The sequence below is a fragment of the Burkholderiales bacterium genome, assembly GCA_015075645.1.
In the GTDB taxonomy this organism is placed as follows: Bacteria; Pseudomonadota; Gammaproteobacteria; order Burkholderiales; family Casimicrobiaceae; genus VBCG01.
Genome location: JABTUF010000001.1, coordinates 127972 through 154204, shown reverse-complemented (window position 1 = coordinate 154204; position 26233 = coordinate 127972). Strand labels below are relative to the sequence as shown.

Annotated in this window: 23 protein-coding genes; 18 read left to right on the top strand and 5 right to left on the bottom strand. The window is 70.2% G+C overall.

Annotated features, from left to right (window positions below; genetic code table 11):
- The first annotated feature begins 249 nt into the window (after positions 1-249).
- From HS109_00695 to HS109_00665, 7 genes are all read left to right on the top strand, one after another.
- Complete coding sequence (locus tag HS109_00695) at positions 250-2430, top strand: DUF3604 domain-containing protein (protein ID MBE7520881.1); 2181 nt, start codon at positions 250-252, stop codon at positions 2428-2430.
- A 218-nt stretch (positions 2431-2648) separates the two neighbouring features.
- Positions 2649-3482 carry a peptidyl-prolyl cis-trans isomerase gene (locus HS109_00690; GenBank protein ID MBE7520880.1) on the top strand — a complete coding sequence of 278 codons (834 nt, stop codon included), beginning with the start codon at positions 2649-2651 and terminating at the stop codon, positions 3480-3482.
- A complete protein-coding gene (locus HS109_00685) occupies positions 3479-4498 on the top strand; it encodes a HupE/UreJ family protein (protein MBE7520879.1) in 1020 nt (339 codons plus the stop codon). The genes HS109_00690 and HS109_00685 overlap by 4 nt, the downstream gene beginning before the upstream one ends.
- Positions 4499-4569: 71 nt before the next feature.
- The gene (locus tag HS109_00680; GenBank protein MBE7520878.1) at positions 4570-5166 is read left to right on the top strand and encodes a HupE/UreJ family protein; all 597 of its coding nucleotides are present in this window, start codon (positions 4570-4572) and stop codon (positions 5164-5166) included.
- Positions 5163-5762 (top strand): HupE/UreJ family protein, encoded by a 600-nt coding sequence (locus HS109_00675; protein ID MBE7520877.1) that lies wholly within the window; start codon positions 5163-5165, stop codon positions 5760-5762. Before HS109_00680 ends, HS109_00675 begins: the two co-directional genes overlap by 4 nt.
- Before the next feature lie 74 nt (positions 5763-5836).
- A complete protein-coding gene (locus HS109_00670) occupies positions 5837-6175 on the top strand; it encodes a hypothetical protein (protein MBE7520876.1) in 339 nt (112 codons plus the stop codon).
- A 108-nt stretch (positions 6176-6283) separates the two neighbouring features.
- Positions 6284-10546 (top strand): DUF563 domain-containing protein, encoded by a 4263-nt coding sequence (locus tag HS109_00665; GenBank protein MBE7520875.1) that lies wholly within the window; start codon positions 6284-6286, stop codon positions 10544-10546.
- A 42-nt stretch (positions 10547-10588) separates the two neighbouring features.
- Here the strand turns inward: HS109_00665 and HS109_00660 are convergent, their stop codons facing one another.
- Positions 10589-11083: a hypothetical protein gene (locus HS109_00660; GenBank protein ID MBE7520874.1), complete on the bottom strand. Its 495-nt coding sequence runs from the start codon at positions 11081-11083 to the stop codon at positions 10589-10591.
- 24 nt (positions 11084-11107) lie between these two features.
- On the bottom strand, positions 11108-11461 hold the full coding sequence (locus HS109_00655; GenBank protein MBE7520873.1) for a hypothetical protein: 354 nt from the start codon (positions 11459-11461) through the stop codon (positions 11108-11110).
- 440 nt (positions 11462-11901) lie between these two features.
- On the opposite strand from HS109_00655, the gene HS109_00650 reads away from it, so the two are divergent.
- The 4 genes from HS109_00650 to HS109_00635 all read left to right on the top strand — a co-directional run bounded on the left by HS109_00650 (position 11902) and on the right by HS109_00635 (position 16935).
- Positions 11902-12609 carry a response regulator gene (locus HS109_00650; protein ID MBE7520872.1) on the top strand — a complete coding sequence of 236 codons (708 nt, stop codon included), beginning with the start codon at positions 11902-11904 and terminating at the stop codon, positions 12607-12609.
- A 4-nt stretch (positions 12610-12613) separates the two neighbouring features.
- Positions 12614-13597, top strand: coding sequence for an ABC transporter substrate-binding protein (locus tag HS109_00645; GenBank protein ID MBE7520871.1), 984 nt, complete (start codon positions 12614-12616; stop codon positions 13595-13597).
- Positions 13594-15915 (top strand): PAS domain-containing protein, encoded by a 2322-nt coding sequence (locus tag HS109_00640; protein MBE7520870.1) that lies wholly within the window; start codon positions 13594-13596, stop codon positions 15913-15915. Before HS109_00645 ends, HS109_00640 begins: the two co-directional genes overlap by 4 nt.
- 126 nt (positions 15916-16041) lie before the next feature.
- The gene (locus HS109_00635; GenBank protein MBE7520869.1) at positions 16042-16935 is read left to right on the top strand and encodes an alpha/beta hydrolase; all 894 of its coding nucleotides are present in this window, start codon (positions 16042-16044) and stop codon (positions 16933-16935) included.
- Positions 16936-16981: 46 nt separating this feature from the next.
- Here HS109_00635 and HS109_00630 read toward each other — a convergent pair whose 3' ends face one another.
- A complete protein-coding gene (locus HS109_00630) occupies positions 16982-17341 on the bottom strand; it encodes a hypothetical protein (GenBank protein MBE7520868.1) in 360 nt (119 codons plus the stop codon).
- Positions 17342-17475: 134 nt separating this feature from the next.
- Here HS109_00630 and HS109_00625 point away from each other — a divergent pair, with 134 nt between their 5' ends.
- The 7 genes from HS109_00625 to HS109_00595 all read left to right on the top strand — a co-directional run bounded on the left by HS109_00625 (position 17476) and on the right by HS109_00595 (position 24263).
- Positions 17476-18513: a threonine aldolase family protein gene (locus HS109_00625; GenBank protein MBE7520867.1), complete on the top strand. Its 1038-nt coding sequence runs from the start codon at positions 17476-17478 to the stop codon at positions 18511-18513.
- 117 nt (positions 18514-18630) lie between these two features.
- Positions 18631-19656 carry an ABC transporter substrate-binding protein gene (locus tag HS109_00620; protein ID MBE7520866.1) on the top strand — a complete coding sequence of 342 codons (1026 nt, stop codon included), beginning with the start codon at positions 18631-18633 and terminating at the stop codon, positions 19654-19656.
- A 156-nt stretch (positions 19657-19812) separates the two neighbouring features.
- The gene (locus tag HS109_00615; GenBank protein ID MBE7520865.1) at positions 19813-21402 is read left to right on the top strand and encodes an iron ABC transporter permease; all 1590 of its coding nucleotides are present in this window, start codon (positions 19813-19815) and stop codon (positions 21400-21402) included.
- 5 nt (positions 21403-21407) lie between these two features.
- Complete coding sequence (locus HS109_00610; GenBank protein ID MBE7520864.1) at positions 21408-22505, top strand: ABC transporter ATP-binding protein; 1098 nt, start codon at positions 21408-21410, stop codon at positions 22503-22505.
- A complete protein-coding gene (locus tag HS109_00605) occupies positions 22502-23005 on the top strand; it encodes a hypothetical protein (protein MBE7520863.1) in 504 nt (167 codons plus the stop codon). Before HS109_00610 ends, HS109_00605 begins: the two co-directional genes overlap by 4 nt.
- Positions 23002-23661, top strand: coding sequence for a deoxyribose-phosphate aldolase (gene deoC / locus HS109_00600; protein ID MBE7520862.1), 660 nt, complete (start codon positions 23002-23004; stop codon positions 23659-23661). The genes HS109_00605 and deoC overlap by 4 nt, the downstream gene beginning before the upstream one ends.
- A 122-nt stretch (positions 23662-23783) precedes the next feature.
- The gene (locus HS109_00595; protein MBE7520861.1) at positions 23784-24263 is read left to right on the top strand and encodes a two pore domain potassium channel family protein; all 480 of its coding nucleotides are present in this window, start codon (positions 23784-23786) and stop codon (positions 24261-24263) included.
- A gap of 485 nt (positions 24264-24748) precedes the next feature.
- Here HS109_00595 and HS109_00590 read toward each other — a convergent pair whose 3' ends face one another.
- Positions 24749-25123 (bottom strand): polymer-forming cytoskeletal protein, encoded by a 375-nt coding sequence (locus tag HS109_00590; protein MBE7520860.1) that lies wholly within the window; start codon positions 25121-25123, stop codon positions 24749-24751.
- A 376-nt stretch (positions 25124-25499) separates the two neighbouring features.
- The gene (locus tag HS109_00585) at positions 25500-26222 is read right to left on the bottom strand and encodes a 4'-phosphopantetheinyl transferase superfamily protein (protein ID MBE7520859.1); all 723 of its coding nucleotides are present in this window, start codon (positions 26220-26222) and stop codon (positions 25500-25502) included.
- Positions 26223-26233: the final 11 nt, after the last annotated feature.

The following is a 26233-nucleotide window of genomic DNA, read 5'->3' as shown; positions in this document are numbered from 1 at the left end:
TGGCCCATGCTTCGGAGATTGACGCGCGCACCTACCCGCTGCGGCACAATTAAACGCTGCCCGACTCAAGGTCCCATGCGTCAGTCGCGCCCGATGACGGTGGTCACCTGCCCCCGCGGGCAGGCGCCATCGTTCCATCGGGTCCCATGCCGTGGCGACGCATCAAGGTGGCGGGCAGTGAACTGAACACCGGTACGGCAGCCGTTGACGACCCGATCGAGATGCTTGTCCCACGCTGAGGAGCCCGAGATGTCCACACGAAACTCGCATGCCGCCTTGTTCGCTTCGATCGCCCTCGCATTCGGCGCGATGCACGCCCATGCGCAGGAGCGGCACGCCTACTTCGGGCAGACGCACCAGCACACGAGCTGGTCGCTTGATGCCTACATCCTCGGCAACACGCTGACCGGACCGGAGGACTCGTACCGCTACGCGATGGGCGAGCCCATCAAGCATCCGGCCGGCTTCGACGTGAAGATCAAGGCGCCGCTCGACTTCATGATGGTCACCGACCACTCCGAGTACGTCGGCATGGTCAGGCTGGCCAACGACCCGTCGTCGCCGGTCAGCAAGCTGCCGATCGCAGCCCGGTTGCGCGTGACACCGGAGAACCCGCCGATCAAGATCTTCCAGTGGCTCGCCGGCAGCCTCGGCAAGAACGAGCCGATCAAGGAGCTGCTGCAGCCCGATCTGATCCAGTCGGTGTGGGAGAAGAACAATGCCGCGGCCGAGAAGTACAACAAGCCCGGGAAGTTCACGACCTTCTGCGCGTACGAGTGGACGTCGATGCCGAAGAACCAGAACATGCATCGCAACATCCTCTTCAAGGAGTGCTCGCATGTTCCGGGTGCGCCGTTCAGCGCGATCGATTCGGAACACCCCGAGGATCTCTGGAACTGGATGGACGCCCAGCGCAAGTCCGGCAACGCGCTCATCGCCATTTCGCACAACGGCAATCTGTCGAACGGGCTGATGTTCCCGATCGACGTCGACAGCAAGGGCAAGCCGATCGACGCCGCGTGGGCCGAGCAGCGGATGCGCAACGAGCCGATCCACGAGATCAAGCAGGTGAAGGGCGCCTCGGAGACGACTCCGCTGCTGTCGCCGAACGACGAGTTCGCAGGCTTCGAGCTCATGAACTACCTGATCGGCCTCGACAACAGTTTCTCGAGGATCCACGGAAGCTACGTGCGCGAGGCCGACCTGAACGGCCTGGCGCTGCAGGCCACCCGCGGCTTCAATCCGTACAAGCTCGGCGTGGTCGGGGCCGGGGATTCGCACAACACGGCGACCGCCTACTCGCAGTCCAACTTCTTCGGCGACCACGGGCTGATCGATTCGACGCCCGAGAAGCGGCTGTCCGGCGAGGTGGCCTCCGGCATGACCGTCGTCGAAACCGGCACGTCGGGACTCGGCGGCGTCTGGGCTGAATCGAACACGCGCGAGGCGATCTTCGACGCCTTCCGTCGACGCGAAGTCTTCGCGACCAGCGGCGTGCGGCTGCAGGTGCGGATGTTCGGCGGCTGGGGCTACGACCGGCGCAGCCTCGATGGCAAGGACTGGGCGAAGGCCGCCTACAAGCAGGGCGTGCCGATGGGCGGCGACCTGCCCGCGCACGCCGGCAACAAGGCGCCGACGTTCATCGTGTGGGCGACGAAGGATCCCCAGGACGGCAACCTCGATCGCATCCAGATCGTCAAGGGCTGGACGAAGAACGGCCAGACCTTCGAGAAGATCTACGACGTGGCGTGGTCCGGCAACCGCAAGGTCGATCGTGCGACCGGCAAGCTGCCGCCGGTCGGCAACACCGTCGATGTCGCGAAGGCCACCTACCGCAACGACATCGGCGCGGTGGAGCTCAAGGCGGCGTGGGCCGACCCCGATTTCGACCCGAGCCTCCACGCGTTCTACTACGCGCGAGTCCTGCAGATCCCGACGCCGCGCTGGAGTACCTTCGATGCGGCGAAGCTCGGCGTCCCGCCGCCGAGCACGGTTCCGGCGACCGTCCAGGAGCGCGCCTGGGGTTCGCCCATCTGGTACACGCCCACCCAGGCGCAGGCCGCGAAGGCCCCGCCGGGCGTGACGGTCGCGGACTTGAAGCGAAGCGGCGCCACGGCGCTCACCGATGCGGAGCTCAAGGCGCTCGTGCTGGGCAAGACCGTGAAGCTCCGCGACACCGTCGGCGGCAACACCCTGTACGTGCTCTTCGGATTGAACGGGGAGCGGGTCGTCACGCTGCCGAAGGGAACGACGAGCAACGTCCTGGGTACTCCGAAGGCGAGGTACGAGATCAAGGACGGGCGCATCGTGGTGACCCAGCAGGAGACGCCGTTCGGCCTGACCGTCTACCGCTCCGGGGGCAAGTACATCGCTGCGCGCAGCAACGAGTTCGGCTACGCCAACTACGAAGTGCAGAGCATCGAGCGATGACCGAGGCGGATCACCTCGAAGTCTCGCGGGCGGACGCGCAGGTCGAACCGGGAGTCGTACGCGTCGAAGGTGCGCGTCGCCAAAGCGAGGGAGCGGGCGCCGCGTTTCCCGGGGCTTCGCAAGGTGCGGTGGAATCTCATGTCCAGGCGCCGCCGCCCCCTGACGGCGGTACGATCGGGCCGCGGTCGCGACGCGGGGGCATCCTTCGCGAGCCGCTGTTGCATTTCCTCGTTTCGGGTGCGGCGCTCTTCGGCCTGTACGCGTGGCTCAACCCGTCGGCGTTCGAAGCGCCCGACGACCACCGGATCGTCATCACCGAGGACGACCTGAAGCAGATCAGCGTCGTGTGGCTCGCGCAGGGGCGTCCTCCTCCGACGCCCGCCGAGATGGCGAGCCTGATCGAGGGCAAGGTCCGCGAGGAGGTGCTCTATCGCGAAGGGCTCGCCCTCGGCCTCGAGAAGAACGACACCATCGTCAAGCGCCGGATGGTGCAGAAGATGGAGTTCCTCGCCGAGGACCTGGCCTCGCTCGGCGAGCCTTCGCGCGACCAACTCGCGAAGTGGTACGACACGAATCGCGACCGCTTCACGCAGGCGCCGCGCGCCACGTTCCGCCACATCTACTTCTCGCCCGACCACCGCCATGGAAAGGCGCGCGCGGACGCCGAGCATGAACTCGCGAAGCTCGCCGGCAAGCCCGCCGACGCAGTGGACGCCACAGCGTCGGGCGATCCGTTCATGTTCCAGGCCTACTACCCCGACCGCTCCTATGACCAGGTGGCCAAGGCCTTTGGTCCAGGCTTCGCGCGCGCGCTCTTCGAGCAGACGCCCGGGGCCTGGCGCGGCCCGATCGAGTCCGGTTTCGGCTGGCACCTCGTCTTCATCGACGAGCTGACGCCGGCGCAGGTTCCGCCGTTCGACGAGATCGAGCCCGAGGTCAAGCAGGCGTGGATCGCCGAGCGGCGCGAGACCCTGAAGCGCGAAGCCTACGAGGCGATGCGCGCGCGCTACACGGTCGTGCTTCCCAGGCCGTCCTCGCCGGCGGCGAAATGACCCTCGGGCGAACGTTGCGGTCGGCCGCAAGGTGGGCGCTTCTGGCGCTCGTAGTCGTGTTCGCGCCGTTCGCCCACGCGCACGAGGCTCGCCCCGCGTACCTGCAGCTCACCGAGACCGGTCCCGGCCGCTACGACGTCGTCTGGCGTACGCCGCTCCTCTCGGGCATGCGCCTGCCGGTCGTCGTCCGGTTCCCCGAGGGGACGCGCGCCCTGACCGGACCCAACGAGCGCGATTTCAACGATTCGATCGTCGAGCGGCGCACGATCGAGATCGACGGCGGCCTGGAAGGCAAGTCGGTCGAGTTCGTCGGCCTGCAGGCGACGATCACCGACGTGCTCGCACGCGTGCAGACGCGCGACGGCAGGATGTCGATGACGCTCGTGCAGCCGTCGAGTCCGCGCCTCGAGGTGACCGCGCCTCAGGGGACGCTCGCCGTGTTCGCGACCTACGTCCGCCACGGCGTCGAGCACATCCTGCTCGGCATCGATCACCTGCTGTTCGTGTTCGGCCTGCTGCTGATCGTGCGCACGCCGTGGATGCTGGTGAAGGCGATCACCGCGTTCACCGTCGCGCACAGCATCACGCTGGCCGTCGCCACGCTCGGCTACGCGCACATTCCGGCTCCGCCGCTCAACGCCGCGATCGCGCTCTCGATCCTGTTCCTCGGGCCCGAGATCGTGCGGGTGTGGCGCGGCGAGACGAGCTTCACGATCCGCCATCCATGGATCGTCGCGTTCGCGTTCGGCCTGTTGCACGGGTTCGGGTTCGCGAGCGGGCTCACGGCGCTCGGCCTGCCGCAGGGCGACATTCCGCTCGCGCTCTTCGCGTTCAACGTGGGCGTCGAGATCGGGCAGCTCGCGTTCGTCGCGCTGATCCTGCTCACGGTGCGCGCGTTCAAGGTACTCGAGCTGCACTGGTCGAAGGCGATGCAACTCGCGCCTGGCTACGTCGTCGGGACGTTCGGCGCATTCTGGACGATCCAGCGCGTCGTGATGATGATCGAGGGCGGATGATGCTAACGTTCACCTTTCGGCAGGCGGGCCGTGGTTCCATGCCGCGCCGCGCCGGATGATTGGAGAGAGACATGCGACTTTCGTTCCACGCCAGGCTCGTCGTTGCCGCCGCGCTCGCGGCCACCTCGCTGCCGACATTCGCGCATTCCGAGACCGGTCAGGCGTCGGGATTTCTCACCGGCTTCGCGCACCCGTTCTCCGGGCTCGACCACATCCTCGCGATGGTCGCCGTCGGCCTGTGGGGCGCGCAGCTCGGCGCGCCGGCGATCTGGATCCTGCCGCTGACGTTCCCGCTGGTGATGGCGTTCGGCGGCTTCCTGGGCCTCGTCGGCGTGGGCATCCCGGGTGTCGAATTGGGCATCGCGGCCTCCGCGGTGCTGCTCGGCGCAGCGGTGATGACTGAGCGTCGCATCCCGCTCTTCGCCGCGGCCGCGCTCGTCGGCTTCTTCGCGATCTTCCACGGACATGCGCATGGCACCGAGCTTCCTCCCGGCCAGAGCGGGCTCCTCTACAGCCTCGGGTTCGTGGTGGCGACCGGTTGCCTGCACGCGATCGGCATCGCCGCCGGCGCCGTGCATCGCTGGCCCTCCGGCAAGGTCGCGTTGCGCGTCGCCGGAAGTGTCGTGAGTCTCGCCGGCCTCGTCTTCCTCTGGAGAGCGGTTGCGTGACAGCGTGCGCCCGGCGAGCCGCGGGGCGAGCAGCGGTCGTCGCGCTGTCGTACGCTCCATCGCTCGCGCACGCGCATCTCGTTTCGACCGGCCTGGGTCCGGTCTACGACGGCATCCTGCATTTCGCGCTGTCGCCGGAACTCGTGCTCCCGGTGTTCGCGATCGCGATCCTCGCCGGCCTGCGAGGCAGGATGCACGCGCGGCTCGCCCTCGTCGCGTTACCGCTGGCGTGGTCGCTCGGGGGCATCGCCGGAGAGGTGTCCGCAGTCGCGGTGCCCGACGCGCTGGCCTGGTTGCCGCTTCTGCTCGCGGGAGGCCTCGTCGCGCTCGATCTCGGACTGCCGCCGTTCGCGACGACGGCGATCGCCGCCGTGTTCGGCCTCGCGCTCGGCTTCGCGAACGGCGCTGCGCTGGCCCAGACCGGTGCGGGGATGCGCGGGGTGCTCGGCAGCACGGCGGCGATCTTCGTCCTTGTCGCCCTGGGCGCCGCGGCGGTGGCCGCCTGGAAATCGGGATGGTTGCGAATCGCCTGGCGCGTCGCCGGCAGCTGGATCGCCGCCGGGGGATTGCTGTTGCTCGGTTGGTCGCTGCGCTGAGGGACCGGTTCCTTCAACGCAGGAACATTGCCGCACCGGATGAGAACGTTCGAAACCACGACAGGAGCACACCGATGAAGACGTTCCGCACGTTGATCCTCGCCACGGCCGCGGGCCTCGCGCTCGCCGGCTGCCAGACGCAGCAGCAGATCGTCGACGAGATGCAGGCCGACGCCGTCCACACCGCACAGCGGCGCGGTGCGTTCGAGTTGAATTGCCCGGCCGCGAAGGCCGAGGTGCTGAGCAAGGAGATGATTCAGTCGCCGATCATGAACCCGCGCTTCGCACCCCCTCAGCGAGCCGAGTACACGGTCGGCGTGTCCGGCTGCGGCCAGCGCTCGACCTATCTCGTGGTGTGCGCCGAAGGCGGCAACGGCTGCATCGCGGCGGGGTCGCGCAACGTCGTGCGCTGAACGCATACCCGGCCGGCGATCGCCGGGAGGACTAACCTGGCGCAGCGCGATTGCGCGCGCGCGGGATTCGCGTAGGCTTCGCTCCTCGCCGCCCTCCCGCGGTCGGACATGGACCTCGCCCATCGGCTGCTTGGACCCTTCCTCGATCCTGCGCTGACGATTCGGTCCGTCGTCGCACGGGGCGTCACGCCGACATGGGCGGACGCGGGCGCGGTCGTGCCTGCGTCCGGCGCGGCAGCCATCGACGTGCTGCTGACCTCTCCCGCATCGCTGCAGGCGATGTTGGCGGAGGTCGATGACGGCTTCGCGTTCTCCGCTGTCGTGCTTCTCGCGTCCGCGCCGTCGCAGCGGGACGTGAGCGACATCGACCGGTTGCGGCGCGACCTCTTCGATCTCGGCCTCGTGTGGACCGCGTCGTGCGCGATTCCGGGCGGTGTCGCCCACGGCTTTCTCGCCTCGGCGTCGGTGGGGACGCTGCGCGGGCAGGGCGGGCTTGCGCGCGGCCGCGTCACGGTCTCGACGCTCGGGATCAACGGGCGCTTCGCGAACCAGCTCTTCCAGTACGCGTACGCGAAGCTCTACGCGCTGCGCCACGGTCTGGCGGCGGCGTTCCCGGCGTGGGAGGGCGAAGCACTCTACGCGCTCGATGATCCCCGCTGCACGGGCGAGCCGCTCGAGCGCTGGAGTTTCGCCGGCTTCAGCGACGACGATCGCAAGCTCTGGGATTGGGCGAACCCGCCGGCGGACCTGGATCTGGAAGGCTACTTCCAGGAAACGCCCGCGTGCTGGCGGCAGCATCGTCCGCTACTGCGGCGGATGTTCCGGCTCGCGGGCCGCCGTCATGAGGCCATCGACGCGTGGCGGCGACGCGTGACCGACGACGGCCGGAGGACGCTCGTCGCGGTGCACGTGCGCCGCGGCGACTATCGCCGGCTTCAGCACCAGTTGCCGTATTTCCGCCTGGTGCCCGAAGCCTGGTACGTCGAGTGGCTGCACTCGATCTGGCCGACGCTGCGCGATCCGCTTCTGTTCGTCGCGACCGACGAGCCCGATGCGGTCGGTCCGGCCTTCCGCGAGTTCGAGTCGGTGGCAGCGGAGTTCGACGAGCCGGCCGCGGCGCTGCCGGAGCATGTGCGCGACTTCGAGGTGTTGCGGCGGGCCGACCATCTGGCGCTGTCCAACAGCAGCTACCCCCGGATGGCCGCGATGCTCGCGCGCGACGAACAGCGTTGCTGGTTGCCGTCGATGCGCGAACGGCGCTTCCTGCCCTACGAGCCCTGGATCGACCCGGCGTTCTGGGAACGCTTCGCCGCGAACGGCGAGGCGGAGCCGCCGCATCGCTCGACACCGCGTCCGATGGCGGCGATGGTCGCGCGCCGAACCGACGCGCAGGTAGGTGCGCCGTCGATCCTGATCGACGTGACCGACCTGATGCGCTACCTCGGCGATCACACGACGCCGACCGGCATCCAGCGCGTCCACGCCGAACTCGTGCGGTATCTGCTCGCGCTCGCGCACCGACCGCCGATCCGCCTCGTCGCGCTCGATGGCCGCGATCGGCTCACGGTCATCGACGCGACCCGGTTCGTCGCACTCCTCGACGGGCTCGGCACGGGACCCGCGGCGCCGGCCGACGCGCGGTCCCGGATCGACGAACTCGTCGAGCGCTCTGTCCCGATCGCCGCCGGACCGCCCGACGTCTTCATCGCGCTCGGCGCGTTCTGGACCGATCGGCGGGCGGGCAGGCTGGCGCGTGCGCTCAAGGAGGCGGGCGCGACCATCGGCGTGCTGATCCACGACTTGCTGCCGGTCGACGCGCCCGAGTACTTCGCGCCGGGGTCGATACGGACATTCGTGAAGAGCGTCGTGGAGGCGGTCACGTTCGCCGATTTCGCCTTCACGACGACCGAGTACAACCGGAACTCGCTCGTGCGCTTCATGTCCGCCGGCGGCTTCGACTGCATGCCCGTCCACCTGTTGCCGCTCGCGCGCGAGCGGGCCGCGAACGCGCCGGCGGGACCGGACTTGTCGCCGCGGGTGGCGGCGATCCTCGGCACGCGCTTCGTGCTGTGCGTCGGCACGATCGAGGTGCGAAAGAACCCCTCCTACCTGTTCCAGGTGTGGAAGCTGATGGCGGCATCCGGCCGCAGCGACATTCCGACGCTCGTGTTCGTCGGCCGCAAGGGCTGGCTCGTGCGCGACTTCCTGGAGCAGCTCGAATCGAGCCGCGGCCTCGACGGCAGGATCGTGCTGTTGCACGATGTCTCGGACGTCGAGCTCGATGCACTCTACCGGCATTGCCTGCTGACGATGTTCCCGAGCTTCGCCGAAGGCTGGGGGCTGCCGGTGGGCGAGAGTCTCGCGCACGGCAAGATCTGCCTGTGCTCGGCGACCGGAGGCATTCCCGAAGCCGGCGGCGCGGCGGCGGACTATCTCGATCCGTACAACGCGCGCGACGGGCTCGAACGTCTCACGCGCTTTCTCGACGATCCGGAGTTGCGCCGGCGCCGCGAACGGGAAATCGTCGAACTCTTCGAGCCGAGGTCGTGGAGTGCGGTGGCGGAAGCGCTGCATGCCTCGACGCTGGCGCTGGCGCGCCAGGCGCGGTCCCCCCGACGGGCTCCCGTCCTGCGCCTCCCGATGGACCGCTACCTGCCGATCTCGAGCGATGCGGAATTGCTTCGCGGCGACGCCATCGACGGGTCGCTCTCCGCCGACCTCGCCTGCGTCTCGGGCTGGAGCATGCCCGGTGCCGGCGGAGTACGCGCCGCCGGGGAAGAAGCCTCGCTACGATTCAGGACGACGGCGCCGCCGAATGCCGATGTCGTCGTGGTCCTGCGGCTCGCCGCAGGCGCTGGCGCATGGCGCCTCGCGATCCGGTCGCAGGACGGCGCGCGGACCGACGTGGACCTCGAGCCCGGTGGCGAAACGGTCGGTGTGCTTGCTTGCCGGATCGGCGCGGACCAGGTCGTCGACCTGCGGCTCTCGACAACGCAGCGCGAAGGTACGTCGCCCGGTGCTTCATGGACGCTGCGGGGCTTGATGTTGTTCGAGCCGGGTCGTGCGGTCGACGCCGGCGATGTCATGGCCGCGCGGCGGTGGCCGGTCGGTGATCCGCGCGCAGGCGTTGCGCTCGAAGCAGATCGTGAGGAGGTTGCCGAAGCTTCGACGCGCGACGACCTTCGGCTGACCACCTCCGTGTCGATGGACGACCGGAACCGGGCCGCGTCGTTCGGCGCTTTCCTGCATTCGGGCGATACCTGGTGGCCGTCGGAAGCCTCGCCGCGGCTCGACCCGCCGATCGTCGCGGACGACGCGGACTTGCGGGTGTTCGTCGCCGGATGCGCGAAAGGCTCGCACGTCGGTCCGGTCGGCCACGACCGGATCCGGCTCGTGCGCCGCAGCGACGTGTACGTGTCGATGGCGCGATTCTCCGAGGGCGCGATCTTCGATCGCAGCGGCGTGTGGCGCGCGATGGGCTACCTGCGGGGTGCCCCGCCGGGATCGGCGCCCTGGCTCACCGTCGAGAGCGACGGTCTGCGGATCGACCGCGCTGCGCTGGCGGCGGCGCCGCATCACGACGCGTCGTGCCTCGTCTTCTACAACGGCAACCTGCACAACTACTACCACTGGGTCGCCGAAGGGCTGCTCGGTCTCGATCTCATGACGCGGGCGCTCGGGCCCGACGCCGGGCGCCGGATCCTGTTGCCGAAGTCGATGGACGTGGCGGCGGCGTTCGACCATCGGCGCGCGCTCGCCGCGGTCGGGCTGGACCGAGGCGTCGAGGAAGTCTCCGCGGATCTCGTGCACGTCCGGGAGGCCGTCTGGGTCGACAGCGACCTCGTCCAGACGATGCCCGCGCCCTACCTCGAGGACTTCCGGTGCGGCGTCGCGATGCGCCACGATGTCCCCGGAATGCGCCGCGACCGACGCCTGTTCATCGCGCGACGGGGACCGACGCGGACGATCGCCAACCACGCGCAGGTCCAGGAAACGCTGGAGCGCCTCGGCTTCGAGACCGTCTACCTCGAAGGCATGGACGTGGCGGAGCAGATCCGGCTCTTCCGCGGAGCCGCGTTCATCGTGGGCCCGCACGGCGCAGGCCTCGCGAACCTCCTGTTCTGCGCGGCCGGCACCCGGGTCATCGAGTTCATGCCGTCGATCGAATTCCGTCCGTTCTTCTGGCTGATCTCGGCGAAGCTCGACCTCGTGCATGGCATCCTGTTCTGCCCGACGTCGGCGGAACAGGGTTTCCAGGGCGCGCTCGGCGTCGACGTCGGCAAGCTGCAGGCGCTCGTTCGCCGCGTCGAGGCCGCATCAGCGTCCGGACGCAGCGGTGGCCCACCGTCGTCGGTGTCGAGCGCGGCGTGACGCGTCCCCGCCGCGCGTGGCGGGGAGCGGGTTCGCGCGCGGTCAGCGGAAGCGCCCCCGCAGCGCGAGCATCGCGTGCATGCGCGTCGTGGCGGCGCGGCCGGCCAGTTCCGTGGCGAGCGACGAGACCTCGCTGCGGTCGAGACCGAGGTCGCGCAACGTGCGATCGTCGAGTTCGTCGAGGCTCGTGCAGATCGACGCGGCCAGGCTGCGGGCGCGCCAGGCGTCGCGCGCGCGGCGCACGACGCCGGCGATCGCGCCGATGCCCGCGAGGATCGCGCTTCCGATGAGCCGCGAGCGCAGCCGCGAGACGCGGCGGTGCAGACCGACGCTCCAGGGGCGACGAACGGCCTCCGCGGGAGCGGCGGGTTCGGTCGGCGCCGGAGAGCTGTCGATCGCTTCCGCGTCGACGCAAGCCGGATCGTTGGCGGCGTGCGCGCGCACCAGCGCGGCGGTGCGCGACTCGCTGATGCGCGAGGGCGCGAAGGGGGGCGCGGTTCCGACCGGCGAGTGCAGTTCGCGTTCGACATGAGGCATGGCGGTTCTCCTGTTCGGTTTCGGTCAGGCGAAGGTGGGCGAGGGCGGCAATGGCGCCCTGCGCGATGCGGTGCCGGTTTCGGGACCGCCGGAACGAACGCAGGCGGGCTGCGCCTGCGCGTCTCCGTCGTGCGCGAACAGGCGATCGAGACCCGACACGCCCAGGGCGAGTGACGCGAAGGCGCCGAGCAGCACCGCGGCCGCGACGGTCAGCGTGCGCGCGTCGAAGGCTGCTCCCCCCGCGCCCGTGCGCAAACGCGGTTCGGCGGTCGATTCGCCGTCCTCGCTCGCTTCGCGCCAGGGCGCGTCGAGGTCGCGGTAGAACAGGCGGGTCCAGTGGGTTGCGACCTGAGGCGACGTTGGGTTCGATGACGACATCTGGTTCGCTCCTCTCTGCTTGAACGTTCGCATTCTGCGGAGCGTTCGTCGCGGGACGATTTCAGCGTGCGGCCCGATTTGTTTCCGGTATTTCGCCCGATCGCAGGACTCGGCGCCGTGGCGCGCGGAAGCGGCATCGGCGCAACGCCATCGCGCCGGTTTTGTTTCGTTTGTATCAACGGCGTACGGACCCGGTGCCGTCCGCCGGACCGCCGTCTATGCTTCGACCCTCGCCCGGACCGGGCGGAGCGGCGGCGGCGATCCCGCACGCCTCGAGGCGAACGACGATGAGGAGCGGGAACGAGGCGACGGACGTGGCACGGGGCGGCCCGGAGCGGTCGGACCGGCCACCACGGCGCACCGTCACGGCGGTAGGATTCGCGCTGCCGGCGAGGGCGAGCGGCGACGCCGAGGCGATCGCCCGGAAGCGGGAGGCGACATTGAACGCGAAAGCCACGATCCTCGTGGTCGACGACGAGCCCGACGTGCGCGAGGTCCTCGAGGAGTACCTCGCGAAGCACGGCTACGCGACGATGGGCGCGGCGAACGCCGATGCGGCTAAGGCGGTCGTCGCGAAGGCCGCGATCGACCTCGCGCTGGTCGACGTCACGATGCCCGGCGAGGACGGCCTCGCGCTCGCCCGCCACCTGCGCGAGCGTCACGCGTCGGTCGCGGTCGTGTTCGTGACCTCCGCGTCGACCGTCGTCGACCGGATCGTCGGCCTCGAGATGGGCGGGGACGACTACATCTCGAAGCCCTTCGATCCGCGCGAGGTGCTCGCGCGCGTGCGAAGCGTGCTGCGCCGGATGTCGGCCGCGAACCGCGCGGAACTCGGCGCCGAGCGCGTGCGCATCGGGCGCTGCGTGCTCGACCTCGCCGCGCACCGGCTGACCGATGAGGAGGGGAACGACGTGCCGATGTCGTCGCTCGAGTTCGATCTCCTGAAGGCGCTCGCCGAGCATCCGAACCAGGCGCTCTCGCGCGAGCGCATCCTGAACCTCAACCGGCGCGACTGGGACCCGTTCGACCGCAGCGTCGACCTGCGCATCATGCGGCTGCGCAAGAAAGTGGAACCCGATCCCGAGCATCCCCGCTACATCCGCACGGTGCGCAACGAAGGCTACCTGTTCGTGCCCGACGGGAACTGACGCGATGAACGGGCATTTCGGACTGTCTCGCCGCGGGTTCCTCGCGGGAGTCCTCGCGCTCCTCGGCTCGGCCACGGCCGGCTGCGACCGGCAGCCGGAGCCGCCGCTGCGGATCGGCACCAACGTGTGGATCGGCAGCGAGCCCCTGTACCTCGCGCGCGAACTCGGCAAGCTCGACCCGTCGGTCGTGCAACTCGTCGAGTACCCGTCGGCGAGCGAGGTGCTGCGCGCGTTCCGCAACCAGGCGATCGACGGCATGGTCGTGAGCCTCGACGAGCTGTTCGGGCTCGCGGCCGACGACTTCCGGCCGAAGATCGTGCTGGTCGCCGACGTGTCGCACGGCGCGGACGTCGTCGTCGGGCGCGCCGACATGAATTCGATGCGTGACCTAAGGGGACACCGCGTTGCCGTCGAGAGCAGCGCGCTGGGAGCGTTCGTGCTCGCCCGCGCGCTCGCGCTCTCGGGCATGAGCGCCTCGGATGTCGAGGTGGTCCACATGGAGTCGAACGAGCAGCCGGGCGCGTTCGCGAAGGGGCAGGTCGACGGCGCGGTCACCTTCGACCCCTATCGCGCGCAGTTCCTGAAGGCGGGGGCGGCGATCCTGTTCGACAGCACCAAGATCCCGGGCGAGATCGTCGACCTCCTGGCCGTCCGGCCCACCGCGATCGAGAGGCAGCCGCACGCGATCGCGGCGCTGCTCAACGGCTGGTTCGACGCGATCGACTACCTGCACCGCGATCCGAAGGACGCCGCGCGGCGCATGGGCATCCGCCAGCAGATCTCGGGCGAGCAGTTCCTCGCGGCGCTCTCCGGCCTGCGCATCCCGTCGCGCGAGGAGAACTTGAAGATGCTCGGAGGCCCGGCCCCCGAACTCGCCGTCACCGGCAAGCGCCTGATGGCGTTGATGCTCGAAGCGAAGCTTCTGCACGACGAGGTCGCGATTCCCGCGCTGCTCGAGCCCGGACCGCTCTCGCATCTGAAGCGATGAGCCTCGGGTCGCGCGCCTCGCTCAAGGTCACGATCCCGCTCGTGCTCCTCGGGCTGGCGGCGACGCTGTCGGCGGTCAACCTGCTCTACCACGCGCCGCGCGCCGAGTTCGCGGTCGAGCTCGCCGGCCGCGAACGCATGGCGCAGGAGATGTCCCGCCTGCAGAGCACGCTCGAGTACCTGCTGCTCAAGGGCGACACCGCGACCGCCCAGCACGAAGTGGCCGTGCTCTCGCACAACCACGACGTGGCCTTCGCGGCGCTGGCCGACGACCAGGGCGACGTGATCGCCTCGACCCGGCGCGCGTGGCTCGGCCGCCCGATCGCCGATGTGCTGCCCGCGGCCCGCCTCGAGGGCTACCGCGAGTACCGGCCAGGCTTGGGGATCGAAGCGACCGACACCGGCCTTCTGGGCCACACGCGGGTCCTGATGGGCAGCGAGCGCTCGGAGCTCAAGCCGTCGCGCCACGGCGCCGTGTTCCTCGCCTACGACCTCAAGGCGAACAAGGCCGAGGCCCGCGCGCTCGTGCTCCAGCAGTCGCTCATCTGGGCCGGCTGGGTCACCGCGGTCGCGCTCGTGATGTGGCTCGTGCTGCACTTCCTGCTCACGCGGCGCACCGCGCGACTCGTGCACGCGGCGGAGGAGATCGCGGCGGGCAACCACGCCGCGAGGAGCGGGCTCCGCGGGCCCGACGAACTCGGCCGGCTCGGCCGCGCCTTCGACGCGATGGCGCTCGAGGTCGCCGAGACGAATCGCCGGCTGCGGCAGGACCTCGAGGCGCGCGTGCGCATCCAGCGCGAACTCGAGAACAGCGAGGCGCGCCTCCAGCAGATCCTCGACAACGCGACCGCGGTGGTGTCGGTCAAGGACACCGAGGGCCGCTTCCTGTTCGTCAACCGTGAGTGGGAGCGCGTCTTCCGTCTCCGTCAGGCGGACGTCGTCGGAAGGACCGAGGAGGAGTGCCTGCCGCAGGACGTCGCGCGGCCGCACCACGCGAACGACCGCCTCGTGCTCGACGCGAACGCGCCGATGGAATTCGAGGAGACGGCGCGCCTCGACGACGGGACGCACACCTACATCTCGATCAAGTTCCCGCTGCACGACGCGGGCGGGCGCGCCTACGCGGTCTGCGGCATCTCGACCGACGTCACCGAACGCAAACGCTCCGCCGAGGAACTCGCGCGCCAGCGCGAGTCGATCTACCAGCGCGAGAAGCTCGCCGCGCTGGGCTCGCTGCTCGCGGGCGTCTCGCACGAGCTCAACAACCCGCTGTCGGTCGTCGTCGCGCGCGCCGTGCTGCTCGAGGAGCACGGCGAGCCGGCCACGCAGGCGGCGGCGGTCAAGATCCGTACCGCGGCCGAGCGTTGCGCCCGCATCGTGCGCACGTTCCTCGCGATGGCGCGCCAGCAGCGGCCGGAGCGGGGACCGGTCGACATCCGCGAGGTCGTCGACGCCGCGCTCGACATCGCGGCGTATGCGCTCCGCACGAGCGGGGTCGAGGTCGAGGTCGACTGTCCATCCGACCTGCCGCGCGTGCTCGCGGATGCCGACCAGCTCCATCAGGTGATGCTCAACCTGCTGATCAACGCGCAGCAGGCGCTGCAGGACCGTCCGCTGCCGCGCAGGATCCGCGTCGCCGGGCGCTTCGACGTGGGCCGGCGCGTGCTGGCGGTCACGGTTTCGGACAACGGCCCGGGCGTCCCCTCATCGCTCCGCGCACGGGTGTTCGAGCCGTTCTTCACGACCAAGCCGACCGGCGTGGGCACCGGCGTCGGACTCGCGGTGAGCCTCGGCATCGTCGAGGCGCACGGCGGCACGCTGACGGTGGACGCGTCGCCCGAGGGCGGCGCCGAGTTCACGGTGTCGCTGCCAGCGGGCGACGTCGTAGCCGCGGAGCGGGCGGCCGGGCCCGCACCGAAGGCGAGTGCCGCGAAGCGCTCGATCCTGATCGTCGACGACGAGCCCGACATTCGTGACGCGCTCGCCGAGATCCTGGGCGGTGCCCGGGGTCGCGTCGTTACCGCAGCGTCGGGCAGCGAGGCGCTCGACCGTCTCGCCGAGGAATCCTTCGACGCGATCCTGACCGACGTTCGGATGCCCGACCGCGACGGACGCGATCTCTACGAGGAGATCGTGCGGCGCTGGCCCGGCCGCGCCGAACGCGTGGTGTTCGTCACCGGCGACACGCTCGCGACGTCGCTGCGCGACTTCGTCAGGTCGACCGGCCGGCCGGTGATCGAAAAGCCGTTCCTGCCGGGCGAGGTGCGGCGCGTGGTGGCCGAACTCTCCGCGGCCGGCGGATCGACGCCGGCGGACTGAAGCGGCCCCCGGGTCGGGCGGAGCGGACGCGACAAACGAAACACGACGGGCCTCACGCGCACATCGGCCTGAAATACGCGATGCCCAGACTCCCGGCGGTCCCCACCGAATGTCCGGAGTCGCGTCATGCCCGTCCAGGCCACCCATTCTTCGCTCACCGTGACCAGCCGGGCCGCGTCCGGCGCCGGCATCGGCGCCGGCTACGGCAGCCTCATCGCCGGGTGCGGTACTGCCGTGGTCATGCTGCATGCGTCGCTGGGCTCGAAGGCGCAGTGGTCGCCGCTCGTCGCGGCGATGGCCCCGCGCTTTCGCGCGATCGCGCTCGATCTCCGCGGCTACGGCGACTTGCCGCCCGCGGGGCTCGGGATGTCATCCGGCGCCGACGACGACGTCCTCGCGCTGGAAGAGCGCCTCGACGGCCTCGTTGCGCCGCGCACGCGCTTCCACCTCGTCGGCCACTCGTACGGCGGCTTCGTCGCCATGCGCTACGCACGGCTCCATCCGGAGCGCATCGCGAGCCTCGCGCTCTACGAGCCGGTCGCCTTCCGCGCGCTGCCGGAGCACGATGAGTCGCTGGCGGCATTGCGGCGGCTCGCCGGAGTGGTCACGACGTCGGTGCATCAGGGCCACCGTCATCTCGCCTCCCAGGTCTTCGTGGACTTCTGGAGCGGAGACGGCGCGTTCGCGTCGATGCCGCTCCCATCGCGCGCTTCGATCGCGCGCCGCATCGGCAAGGTCGCGCTCGACTTCCGCGCGGCGCTCGCGTGGCCGGACGATCCGGACGAGCTTCGCGCGATCGACGCGCCGGCGTTCCTGATCGCGGGTCGCAGGAGCCCGGTGCTCGCACAGCGTATCGTCGCCTCGCTCGCGCACCGACTGCCGAACGCGCGCAGTGCGTGGGTCGATGCCGGGCACCTGGGTCCGGTCACCGATGCGGCCGACGTCAACGCGCTCGTCGCCGGATTCGTGGGCGAGTGCGAGGACGAGCGCGCGAGAGGGCGCGAGGCACGCGCCGCCTGACGGCGCGCGGGCGCGAGACGGCGGATCGGGCGAGGGTGCTGCTGCGCTACATCGTGCCGCAGTTGTCCTGGCGCATCCGGCGCTCCTGGATCGCCAGTTCGTCGCTCGCCGCCTTGCGATCGGGGGCGCCACCCGATGCGAGCAACGCGCGTTGCCGGTCGGCGATCGCCTTCGCGCTGCGGCAGCGGTCGCGCCGCTGCGCGTTCTCGCGGTCGGTCACGGCGCGCTCGACGTCCTCCGCGCTCGCCGCGAGCTTGGTTCCGCCGTACGCGGAGGCCGCGCAGGGTTTCGCCTGGAAGCTCACCGTACCGTCGGGGGCGACGCAGCGGACGAGTTCCGCCGACGCGGGCACGACCGCGAGGCAGGCGACGGCGGCGAGCGCGGATCGGACGATGAGGCGGCGCATGGTGAACGGTTCCTGAATCTTCGGAGTTGCCCCCGATCCAGCAACCGCTGTGCCAGAAGGCGCGCGACCGGCCTGTCCTCGGTCCGCCGGCCGACGAACGGCGGATCCTGCCGCGCTGGCGCTACAATCGAGCGATCGTGGCCATCGACCTTCGTTCCGACACCGTGACGCGCCCGACGGCTGCGATGCGCGCCGCCATGGCGGCGGCGCCGGTCGGCGACGACCAGTACGGCGAGGACCCGACGGTCAATGCGCTGCAGGACCGCGTCGCCTCGCTCCTCGGCAAGGAGGCGGCGATCTTCCTGCCGTCGGGCACGATGGCGAACCAGGTCGCGCTGCGCACGCTGACCCGGCCGGGCGACGATGTCCTCGTCAGCCGGGAGAGCCACGCGGTCTGGCACGAGATGGGCGGCTCGGCGGCGAACGCCGGCGTGCAGTTCACCGAGATCGGCGCACGCGGTGCCTTCGACGCGGCCGACGTGCTCGCGGCGCGCAAGCCGCGCGGCCACGTGATCTATCCGCCGACGACGTTGGTCGAGATCGAGAACACGCACAACCGCTCGGGCGGCATCGTCGTGCCGCAGGATGCCTGCGAGCGCGTCTGCGCGGTCGCGCGCGAGCACGGCTTGGCGAGCTTCCTCGACGGCGCACGGCTGTGGAACGCGGCCGTGGCCTCGGGGATCGGGCTCGCGGATCTCGCGGCGCCGTTCGACCTGGTCGCGGTCGCGCTGTCGAAGGGGCTCGGCGCGCCGGGCGGCTCGCTCCTCGCCGGTTCGCGCGCGACGATCGACCTCGCGGTCCGCTACCGGCGGATGTTCGGCGGCGCGATGCGGCAGGCGGGCATCTACGCGGCGGCCGGCGTCCATGCGCTCGACCACCACATGGCACGCCTCGCCGACGACCATGCGAACGCGAGACGATTCGCCGAACGCCTGGCGAAGTCCCCGCGCATCGCGCTCGACCTCGCCACGGTGCAGACCAACATCGTCGTGTTCGGCCTGCGCGACGGCGCACCGGACGGCGCCGCGGTCGTGGCGGCGGCGCGCGCGCAAGGGGTGCTGCTCTTCGCCTTCGGGCCGCGCACGGTGCGCGCGGTGACGCACCTCGACGTCACGCGCGCGCAGTGCGAGTCCGCGGCGGAGACGATCGCCGGCATCGTCGAGGCCGCCTGAGCCGGCCCGAGGCGGGCCCGATTTGACGCGCGAGGCGCCTCTCCGGTACCGTCGCCGGATGTCCTGCGCGCGCGGCCCGAACGGCCGGCGGCGACGATCCCCCCGAGGAGCCCCATGATGATCTCCGCACGTCTCAAGCACGCATTCGCACGCGCGTTCTGCGCGTTCGCCCTGGCGGCCGCCGCGTTCGGCGCACAGGCGCAAGGCACCGTCAACGTGTACTCGATCTGGCCGGAGAACTGGGCACGGCCGATGTTCGAGGAGTTCGAGAAGGCCACCGGCATCAAGGTGAACTTCGTGCGCTTCAGTTCCGGCGAAGCGCTCGCGCGCGTGACCGCCGAGAAGGGCAACCCGCGCATCGACGTGCTGTTCGGCGGACCGGTCGAGACCTTCGCCGCGGGCATCGCCGAGGGCCTGTTCGAGCCCTACAAGTCGCCGTCGTTCGCGAAGCTCCCCGCGCGCATGCGGCATCAGGACGGCCAATGGACCGCGATCGCCGACGATCCGCTGGTGTTCATGACCAACAGCAAGTTCCTCGCCGAGCACAACCTGAAGGCGCCGGCGTCGTGGAACGATCTCCTCGCCCCGGCCTACAAGAACATGCTCCAGATGGCCGACGCGCGGACCTCGGGGACCGCGGTCACGCGCATCTTCTCGATCCTCGAGGTGAACAACCGCGACGAGGACAAGGCGTTCGCCTACATGAAGAAGCTGCGGCCCAACGTCCAGCTCTTCACCAAGAGCGGCGGTGGCGGCACGTTGCCGGTCGGGCTGGGCCAGGCGGGCGGCGGCATCTTCTTCATCGTCGATGCGCTCGACACCAAGGCGAAGGGCTACGACGTGCAGATCAGCTTCCCGAAGGAGGGGATAGGCACGTCGGCGGAGGCGATCGCGCTCATCAAGGGCGCGAAGAACCCGGAACTCGGCAAGAAGCTCATCGACTGGGCGACCTCGCCCGCGATGCAGGGCCAGTTCGCGAAGTACAAGATCAACTTCGTGCCGGCGCATCCCGACGTGGCGCTCGAACCCTCGCTCGCTGCGGTGCTCAAAGGGGCGAACATCTTCCCGATCGATGCCGAGTTCGCGGGCAAGAACCGCAAGCGCATCGTCGACCGCTGGATCGCCGAGGTCCTCAATCCCTGATCCCGGCCGCGCCGGGCGCCCGACCGGGTCCCGGGGGCGCCCGCGCATCGCCGCCGAGACGACGTGACCGGCGCCTCGTCCCTGCGACGCGACCCCGCGGTCGCGCTGTCGGTCCTCGTCCTGTGGCTGCTGCTCGCGCTGTTCGTCGCCTTTCCGATGGCGATGCTCCTCGCACGCATCTTCTTCGACCAGGGGACGTTCAGCGCGGCGGGATTCATCGCGGTGCTGACCGACCGCCACCAGGTCCGGGCGTTCTGGAACAGCATGCTGCTCGGGGTCCTCGTGGGCCTCGGCGGCACGCTCATCGGCTTCCTGTTCGCGTTCACGGCCGCGCGCGCGCGGCTTCCGGGCTGGCTCCTGACCGTCGTCGACGCCGCGGTGCTGCTCCCGCTCGTCTCGCCGCCGTTCACCACGGCGATCGCGATCATCTTCTCGTTCGGGCCGCGCGGCCTCATCACCTATGAGCTGCTGGGACTGAAGGGCGTCACCGCCTACGGTCTCACGAGCACGCTCGCCTCCGAGATCCTGACGTTCTTTCCGATCGCCTACCTGACGCTGCGGCCGCTCATCGCCGCCATCGACTCCAACATCGAAGGAATGGCGCGCTCGCTCGGGGCCTCGCGCTGGCGCGTGTTCCGCACCGTGACGCTGCCGCTGTGCGTGCCGGGGCTCGCCAACGCGTTCCTGCTGCTGTTCGCCGCCTCGCTCGCCGACTTCGCGACGCCGCTGATCCTCGCGGGCAACCAGTTCCCGGTGCTGCCGACGCAGGCGTTCCTGCAGATCACCGGCATGTTCGACCTGCGCGGCGGCGCGGCGCTGTCGCTCGTGCTGCTCGTGCCGGCGCTCGCGGTGTTCCTGCTGCAGCGCTACTGGGTGAGCCGGCGCTACTACGTGACCGTGACCGGCAAGGGCGCGGGACAGGCGCCGCACGACAGCGTCACGCCGGCCGTGCGCGGCGTGCTGCTCGCGGCATGCGCGTTGGTGACGGTCGCCATCGTCTGGTTCTACGCGCTGCTCCTCTACGCTTCGCTCGTCGTGGCGCTCGGCGCCAACCACACGTTCACGCTCGCGCACTACCGGGTGATCTTCACCGAGGGGCTGCGGGTGATCCGCGACACGCTGATCATCGCGGCGTTCGCGATGCCTGCGGGAGGCCTCTACGGCATCCTGCTGGGCTACCTCGTGACCCGCAAGTCGTTCCCGGGCCGCCAGACGATGGAGGCGGTGTCGATGGTCAACTACGCGCTGCCCGGCACGATCGTGGGCATCGCCTACCTGATCGCGTTCAACGAGCCGCCGATCGAACTCGCGGGCACCGCGCTCCTGATCATCGCGTGCTACGTGTTCCGCTACGGCCCGACCGGCATCCGCGCGACGATCGCGCTCCTGCAGCAGATCGACCGCAGCCTCGAGGAGGCCTCGCAGGGGCTCGGGGCCGGCAGCGGCACCACGTTTCGCCGCGTGACGCTGCCGTTGATCCTGCCGGCGTTCTTCGCCGGACTCGGGGTCGTGTTCATCCGCTCGATGACCGCGATCAGCGCGACGATCTTCCTGGTGTCGGTCTCCTGGACGCTCATCACGGTGAAGATCCTCGAGAACATCACCGAGCTGTCGCTGGGGCCCGCGGCGGCGTACTCGGTGCTCGTCGTCGTCATCGTGTTCGTGGTGATCGCGCTGATCGGCCTGGTGCTGCGGGCGTTCCGCGCTCCCGGCGCCTCGCGCGTCACGAGTCTCCTCGGAGGGTGAGGAACATGGCCGACGCCACCATCGGCGTGCACGTCGACGGCGTGTCCAAGCGCTTCAGCCACCGCGTGAAGGGCGAGGTCTACGCGGCGCGCGACGTGCGCCTGGACGTCGCGCCCGGCGAGTTCCTGACCTTGCTCGGCCCTTCGGGCTGCGGCAAGACGACCACGCTGCGGATGGTCGCGGGCTTCGAGAAGCCCGACGAGGGCGCGATCCGCTTCGGCGGGGAGGACGTGACGACGCTGCCCGCGAACGAGCGCGGCATCGGCTTCGTGTTCCAGAACTACGCGCTGTTCCCGCACCTGCCGGTCGGCGACAACGTCGCCTACGGCCTCGAAGTGCGGCGCGTCCCGGCGGCGGAAGTCGCCAGCCGCGTGTCGGAGGTCCTGCGGATGGTCGGGCTCGCCGGCTACGAGCACCAGTTCCCGAGCCAGCTCTCCGGCGGCGAGCAGCAGCGCGTCGCGCTCGCGCGGGCGATCGTGATCCGTCCTCGGGTGCTCCTGTTCGACGAACCGCTGTCGAACCTCGACGCGAAGTTGCGCGTGCAGATGCGCACCGAGATCCGCGCGCTGCAGCGAAGCCTCGGCATCACCACGATCTACGTGACCCACGACCAGGAGGAGGCGATGGCGGTCTCCGACCGCATCGCCGTGATGAACCAGGGGCGCGTCGTGCAGGAAGGCACCGCGCAGGATCTCTACCATCGACCGGCGAACGAGTTCGTCGCCACCTTCGTCGGGCGGGTGAACCTCGTGCCGGGGCGGGTGGTCGACCTGGCCGACGGCGTCGCGGTGGTCTCCGTGCTCGGTGCGACGGTCCGGGTGCGCGCCCCGCAGAACGGCGTCGCCCGGGGCGATGCGGTGCGCGTCGTGATCCGGCCCGAGGCGATCGGGCTCGCGCGCGAGGCGGACGGAGGCCCGCCGGCCGAAATTGTCGCTCACGTGTTTCTGGGCGAGAAGATCGAATACGACCTCCGCTGCGCGGGCACGTCGCTCAACGCAGTGCGCTACAACGCCGGTCCCGGCGAGGTGATGCCCGATGGCGCGCGCGTCGCCCTCAGGTTCGCCGAGGACGCGCTGGCGTTGCTTCCCGGGAGTCCGCCATGAGAATCGTCGTTGCCACGTTCGCCGCTGTCGCCGCGCTCGCGACGGCGCTCGCATTCGCACAAGCGCCGCCGGCGAGGGTGCACGGAAGCGCGGATGCGTACGCGGCGCCGGGCGTCGCGATGGCCTGGGCGGTGCGGCGCGGCGCGAACGAAGCGACGACGTCGGTGGTCGTGCGCGTGGTCACCGACGCGTCCTACCCGTGGCTCGCGGTCGGCGGCGTCGATCCATTCACGAAGCAGGAGCAGGGCATCGCGCTCGCGAAGCCCGTCGGCCATTGGCTCGACGTGCGCATCCCGCGCAGCCAGTTCGCCGACACGCCGAGCACCGAATGGATGTTCTACCCGTCCGAGCGCGCCGCGAAATCCGGACATCCGTCGCTCGTCGTCTATTTCCTCGGCGTGCCGGACACGACGCCCGAGTTCGCCGACGACGCGAAGCTCGACGCCTGGCTCGACGCCACGATCGCCCGACTGCGCGCGGGCGGCGCGAAGCGGCCATGACCCGCGCCGAGCTCGCCCGGCTCCTCGACCATTCGGTGCTGAAGCCCGAGGCGACAGTGGACGACGTGCGCGCGGGCGCCGAGGTCGTGCGTACCTGGGCGATCGGCTGCTACTGCGTGCAGCCCTGGCTCGTGCCGGCCGCCGTGGACGCGCTCGGCGACGCCGATGCGGTCGTCGCGAGCGTGGTGGGCTTTCCGCACGGCTGCGAGCGGACCGACACCAAGGTGCTCGCGACGAGGCTCGCGGTCGGCGAGGGCGCGCGCGAGATCGACATGGTGATGAACCTCGGCGCATTGCGCAGCGGCGACACGCGCCTCGTCGCGGACGACGTGGCAGCGGTGGTGCGTGCCGCGTCGGGAGCGCCGGTGAAGGTGATCATCGAAGCGGCCGCGCTCACCGACGACGAGAAGCGGCTCGCGTGTCGCCAGTGCGTCGAAGCCGGCGCGGCCTTCGTCAAGACCTCGACCGGCTTCCATCCGGCAGGCGGTGCGAGCCTCGCCGACGTTCGCCTGATGCGCGACGCGGTGGGGCCGTCGATCGGCGTCAAGGCCTCGGGCGGCATACGTTCGCTCGCCGACACGCTCGCGATGATCGATGCGGGGGCGAACCGCATCGGCACGTCGTCGAGCGCGGCGATCCTCGGCGCGCTCGCCTGAAGGACGTCAGCCGCCGCCTGCCGCCGGAAGGCGAATCGGAGTTCCGCTGGACGGTTCCCTTGACGATGCGGCCAGCCCTGCGTTCCGTTGCCAACGCCAAGGGCATCCTGTAGAAGAGCAGCGTGGTCGCCGATCCACAGCCGATCTGGGAACTCGGGCTCGGGGGCGGCCTCCTCGTCGCATCGGTCCTGCTGCACGGGATCGGCATGTGGGCCGTGCAGCACACATTCCTTCTCGCCTGGCCGCATGAGCCGGATGCGCGCGTCCGCCGTCAACTGCTCTTCGGAGGGCTGATCGCGATGATGCTGGCGACGCACCTCGCGCAGATGGGCCTCTGGGCCGCCGCGTTGACCGCGATCGGCGCCGTCGACGGGTTTCGCGAGGCCTTCTATTTCGCGTCGGTCACCTACACGACGCTCGGCTACGAGGAGACCAAGCTGCCGATGCAGTGGCGCCTGGTCGCCCCGTTGATGGCGATGTCCGGCGTGTTCGCGTTCGGATGGACCACCGGCGTGCTGGTGAGTCTCGTCACGCGGGCGAATCAGGCCTACGCGGACGATTCCCGCATGCGCGCCAGCGCGGGGCGCGATGGGTCGGGATGAGCACCGCCCGGGCCCGTGGTACGGCGCCCGATGGAGCGCAGCATCCGGGTCCCGGCTCGTGATGCCCGTGCGCCTGGTTGCGGTCGTCGCCGCGTCCATCGCGGCGTTCGCGTGCCAGGCCCAGGGCATGTCCGACCTGCCGAAGCTGTCGCCCGCGGAACTCGCGGAAGCGCAAGCCGCCTGCGACGCACTCGCGTCGCTCCCCAATCCGCCGATGTCGGTGGCGGCGTGCAAGTCGATGCTCGGGATGACGTCGACGCTGCGGCAGATGGAATCCGCGTCCGGCGACCGCCGAGTTCGAGCAGGCGATGCTTTCGAATCCGCGCTTTGCGCGCCTCACCGACCTCGGGATGCAGAGGCAATGCGGGCCCATGGGGGCCGAACCGTGATCGATGCGGCTGGCGTTCCGTCGAGCCGCATGAAAGGCGCGATCGCGGTCCGCCGCCCGGACCCGCGACCACGCATTGCGGGGGAGAGGCGACCGGTCAGTTCGTGCGCTCGCGCACGCCAGGAGTTCGTGCGTCCACCGGAACGGTGAGCGTCGGCGTGCCGGCATCGTCGATTCGCCGGACGTCGCCGGTGACCTCGCCGCCTTCGGCGACGATCAGGCTGCCGTAGCGTATCGTGCCCGACACGCGCCCCGTCCCGTTGATGACGAGCTTCTGACGCACCGTCAATTCGCCGGTGAAATCCCCGTCGATCTCCGCGACGTCGATCGTCGCGGTACCCTTCAACGCGCCCGGCTTCGCGATCTGCATGCCCTTGCTCGCGACGCTCGCTTCGACCTGGCCCTCGACCACGACGAGTTCGCAGTCGGAGATCTCGACCCCCTTCAGCTTCACGTTGCGCCCGACGATCAGCTTGCTGCCGCCGGTCCCCGTCGCTGCGGCTGGAGGTGCAGTCGCCGACGATGCCGAGGGTTCGGATTGCGTTGCCGGCGCATGCGCGGGCGCCGCCGGCGGACTCGCGGGCGGTGCCGCCGTGGCAGCCCCCGTGCCGACCGTCGGCGCGTAGCGCCCGACCGCGGAGCCGCTTCCCGGCTGAGGGCTGAGCGTCATCGACGGTCGCAGGGCGTTCTTGTCAGCGGCCTTGGGATCGCCGGTTCGTTCGTTCCGGTTGAAATTGAGCATCGCAAACCTCCGGGGCCTGGGCCTGGCCGGCCATGACAACGTCATAGAAGATGCTACGCGTGCGCCGTTGGCGCCGCAAGTCGGCCGTCGTCCGACATCGTGTCGGTCAGGGTCCGGACGACCAGAGCGCGACCGTCGCCATGAGACGCCTCCCGACCGCGACCGAGCGGAGCGACCATCGCGACGGATCGTAGTCGCCGCTGCCTTCCATCGGCGCGAGCCCGCGGACGACGTCGATGCCGATGTCACGGAACGGGGCGGAGAGGCCGTCGCCGGTCGCCTTGCTCATCGCCTCCTTGCAGGTCCAGCGGCGCAGGAATGCGATGCGCCGCGCATCGTCGTCGAGCGATGCCACGGCCGACCGTTCGCGCTCGGTGAGGAATTTGCGTGCAAGGGCATCGTGCGAGACATCGCGCCCGAGACTTTCGACATCGACGCCCACCCGCCATCCGGGCCGCGCGAGGTGCGCGATGATCGCGACGCCTTCGGTGTGCGTCACGTTGAAGTCGAGCGTGTGCGACGGCAAGAGCATCGGTCGCCCGCGAGGACCGCGCTGGATCGGCACCGAGGCGGCGCCGATGCCGAGTGCGACGGCGAGGGTCTTGCGTAGCGCGGCGCGACCGGCGATGTATCGGCGACGCAGGGCCTCGGTGCCGAAACGATTCGCGCGCGCGAGTTCCTCCTGCGACAGGATCGCGCGAAGGGCCGGCACGTCGTCGTCCGCGGTGTCGAGCGGACACCACCAGAGGGTCAGGTCGTGTTCGGGTGAGGGCAGGTTGCGCGGCGGTCTCGTCGCGTTGCCACCGGTTTGGAAATCGATTACGCTCATCGGTTGCCCGT

Bases quoted from the DNA above. Each gene is read 5' to 3' on its own strand.
- HS109_00695 (MBE7520881.1), top strand. From the start codon at position 250: ATGTCCACACGAAACTCGCATGCCGCCTTGTTCGCTTCGATCGCCCTC.
- HS109_00685 (MBE7520879.1), top strand. From the start codon at position 3,479: ATGACCCTCGGGCGAACGTTGCGGTCGGCCGCAAGGTGGGCGCTTCTG.
- HS109_00680 (MBE7520878.1), top strand. From the start codon at position 4,570: ATGCGACTTTCGTTCCACGCCAGGCTCGTCGTTGCCGCCGCGCTCGCG.
- HS109_00670 (MBE7520876.1), top strand. From the start codon at position 5,837: ATGAAGACGTTCCGCACGTTGATCCTCGCCACGGCCGCGGGCCTCGCG.
- HS109_00665 (MBE7520875.1), top strand. From the start codon at position 6,284: ATGGACCTCGCCCATCGGCTGCTTGGACCCTTCCTCGATCCTGCGCTG.
- HS109_00660 (MBE7520874.1), bottom strand. From the start codon at position 11,083: ATGCCTCATGTCGAACGCGAACTGCACTCGCCGGTCGGAACCGCGCCC.
- HS109_00655 (MBE7520873.1), bottom strand. From the start codon at position 11,461: ATGTCGTCATCGAACCCAACGTCGCCTCAGGTCGCAACCCACTGGACC.
- HS109_00645 (MBE7520871.1), top strand. From the start codon at position 12,614: ATGAACGGGCATTTCGGACTGTCTCGCCGCGGGTTCCTCGCGGGAGTC.
- HS109_00640 (MBE7520870.1), top strand. From the start codon at position 13,594: ATGAGCCTCGGGTCGCGCGCCTCGCTCAAGGTCACGATCCCGCTCGTG.
- HS109_00635 (MBE7520869.1), top strand. From the start codon at position 16,042: ATGCCCGTCCAGGCCACCCATTCTTCGCTCACCGTGACCAGCCGGGCC.
- HS109_00630 (MBE7520868.1), bottom strand. From the start codon at position 17,341: ATGCGCCGCCTCATCGTCCGATCCGCGCTCGCCGCCGTCGCCTGCCTC.
- HS109_00620 (MBE7520866.1), top strand. From the start codon at position 18,631: ATGATCTCCGCACGTCTCAAGCACGCATTCGCACGCGCGTTCTGCGCG.
- HS109_00615 (MBE7520865.1), top strand. From the start codon at position 19,813: ATGGCGATGCTCCTCGCACGCATCTTCTTCGACCAGGGGACGTTCAGC.
- HS109_00610 (MBE7520864.1), top strand. From the start codon at position 21,408: ATGGCCGACGCCACCATCGGCGTGCACGTCGACGGCGTGTCCAAGCGC.
- HS109_00605 (MBE7520863.1), top strand. From the start codon at position 22,502: ATGAGAATCGTCGTTGCCACGTTCGCCGCTGTCGCCGCGCTCGCGACG.
- deoC (MBE7520862.1), top strand. From the start codon at position 23,002: ATGACCCGCGCCGAGCTCGCCCGGCTCCTCGACCATTCGGTGCTGAAG.
- HS109_00585 (MBE7520859.1), bottom strand. From the start codon at position 26,222: ATGAGCGTAATCGATTTCCAAACCGGTGGCAACGCGACGAGACCGCCG.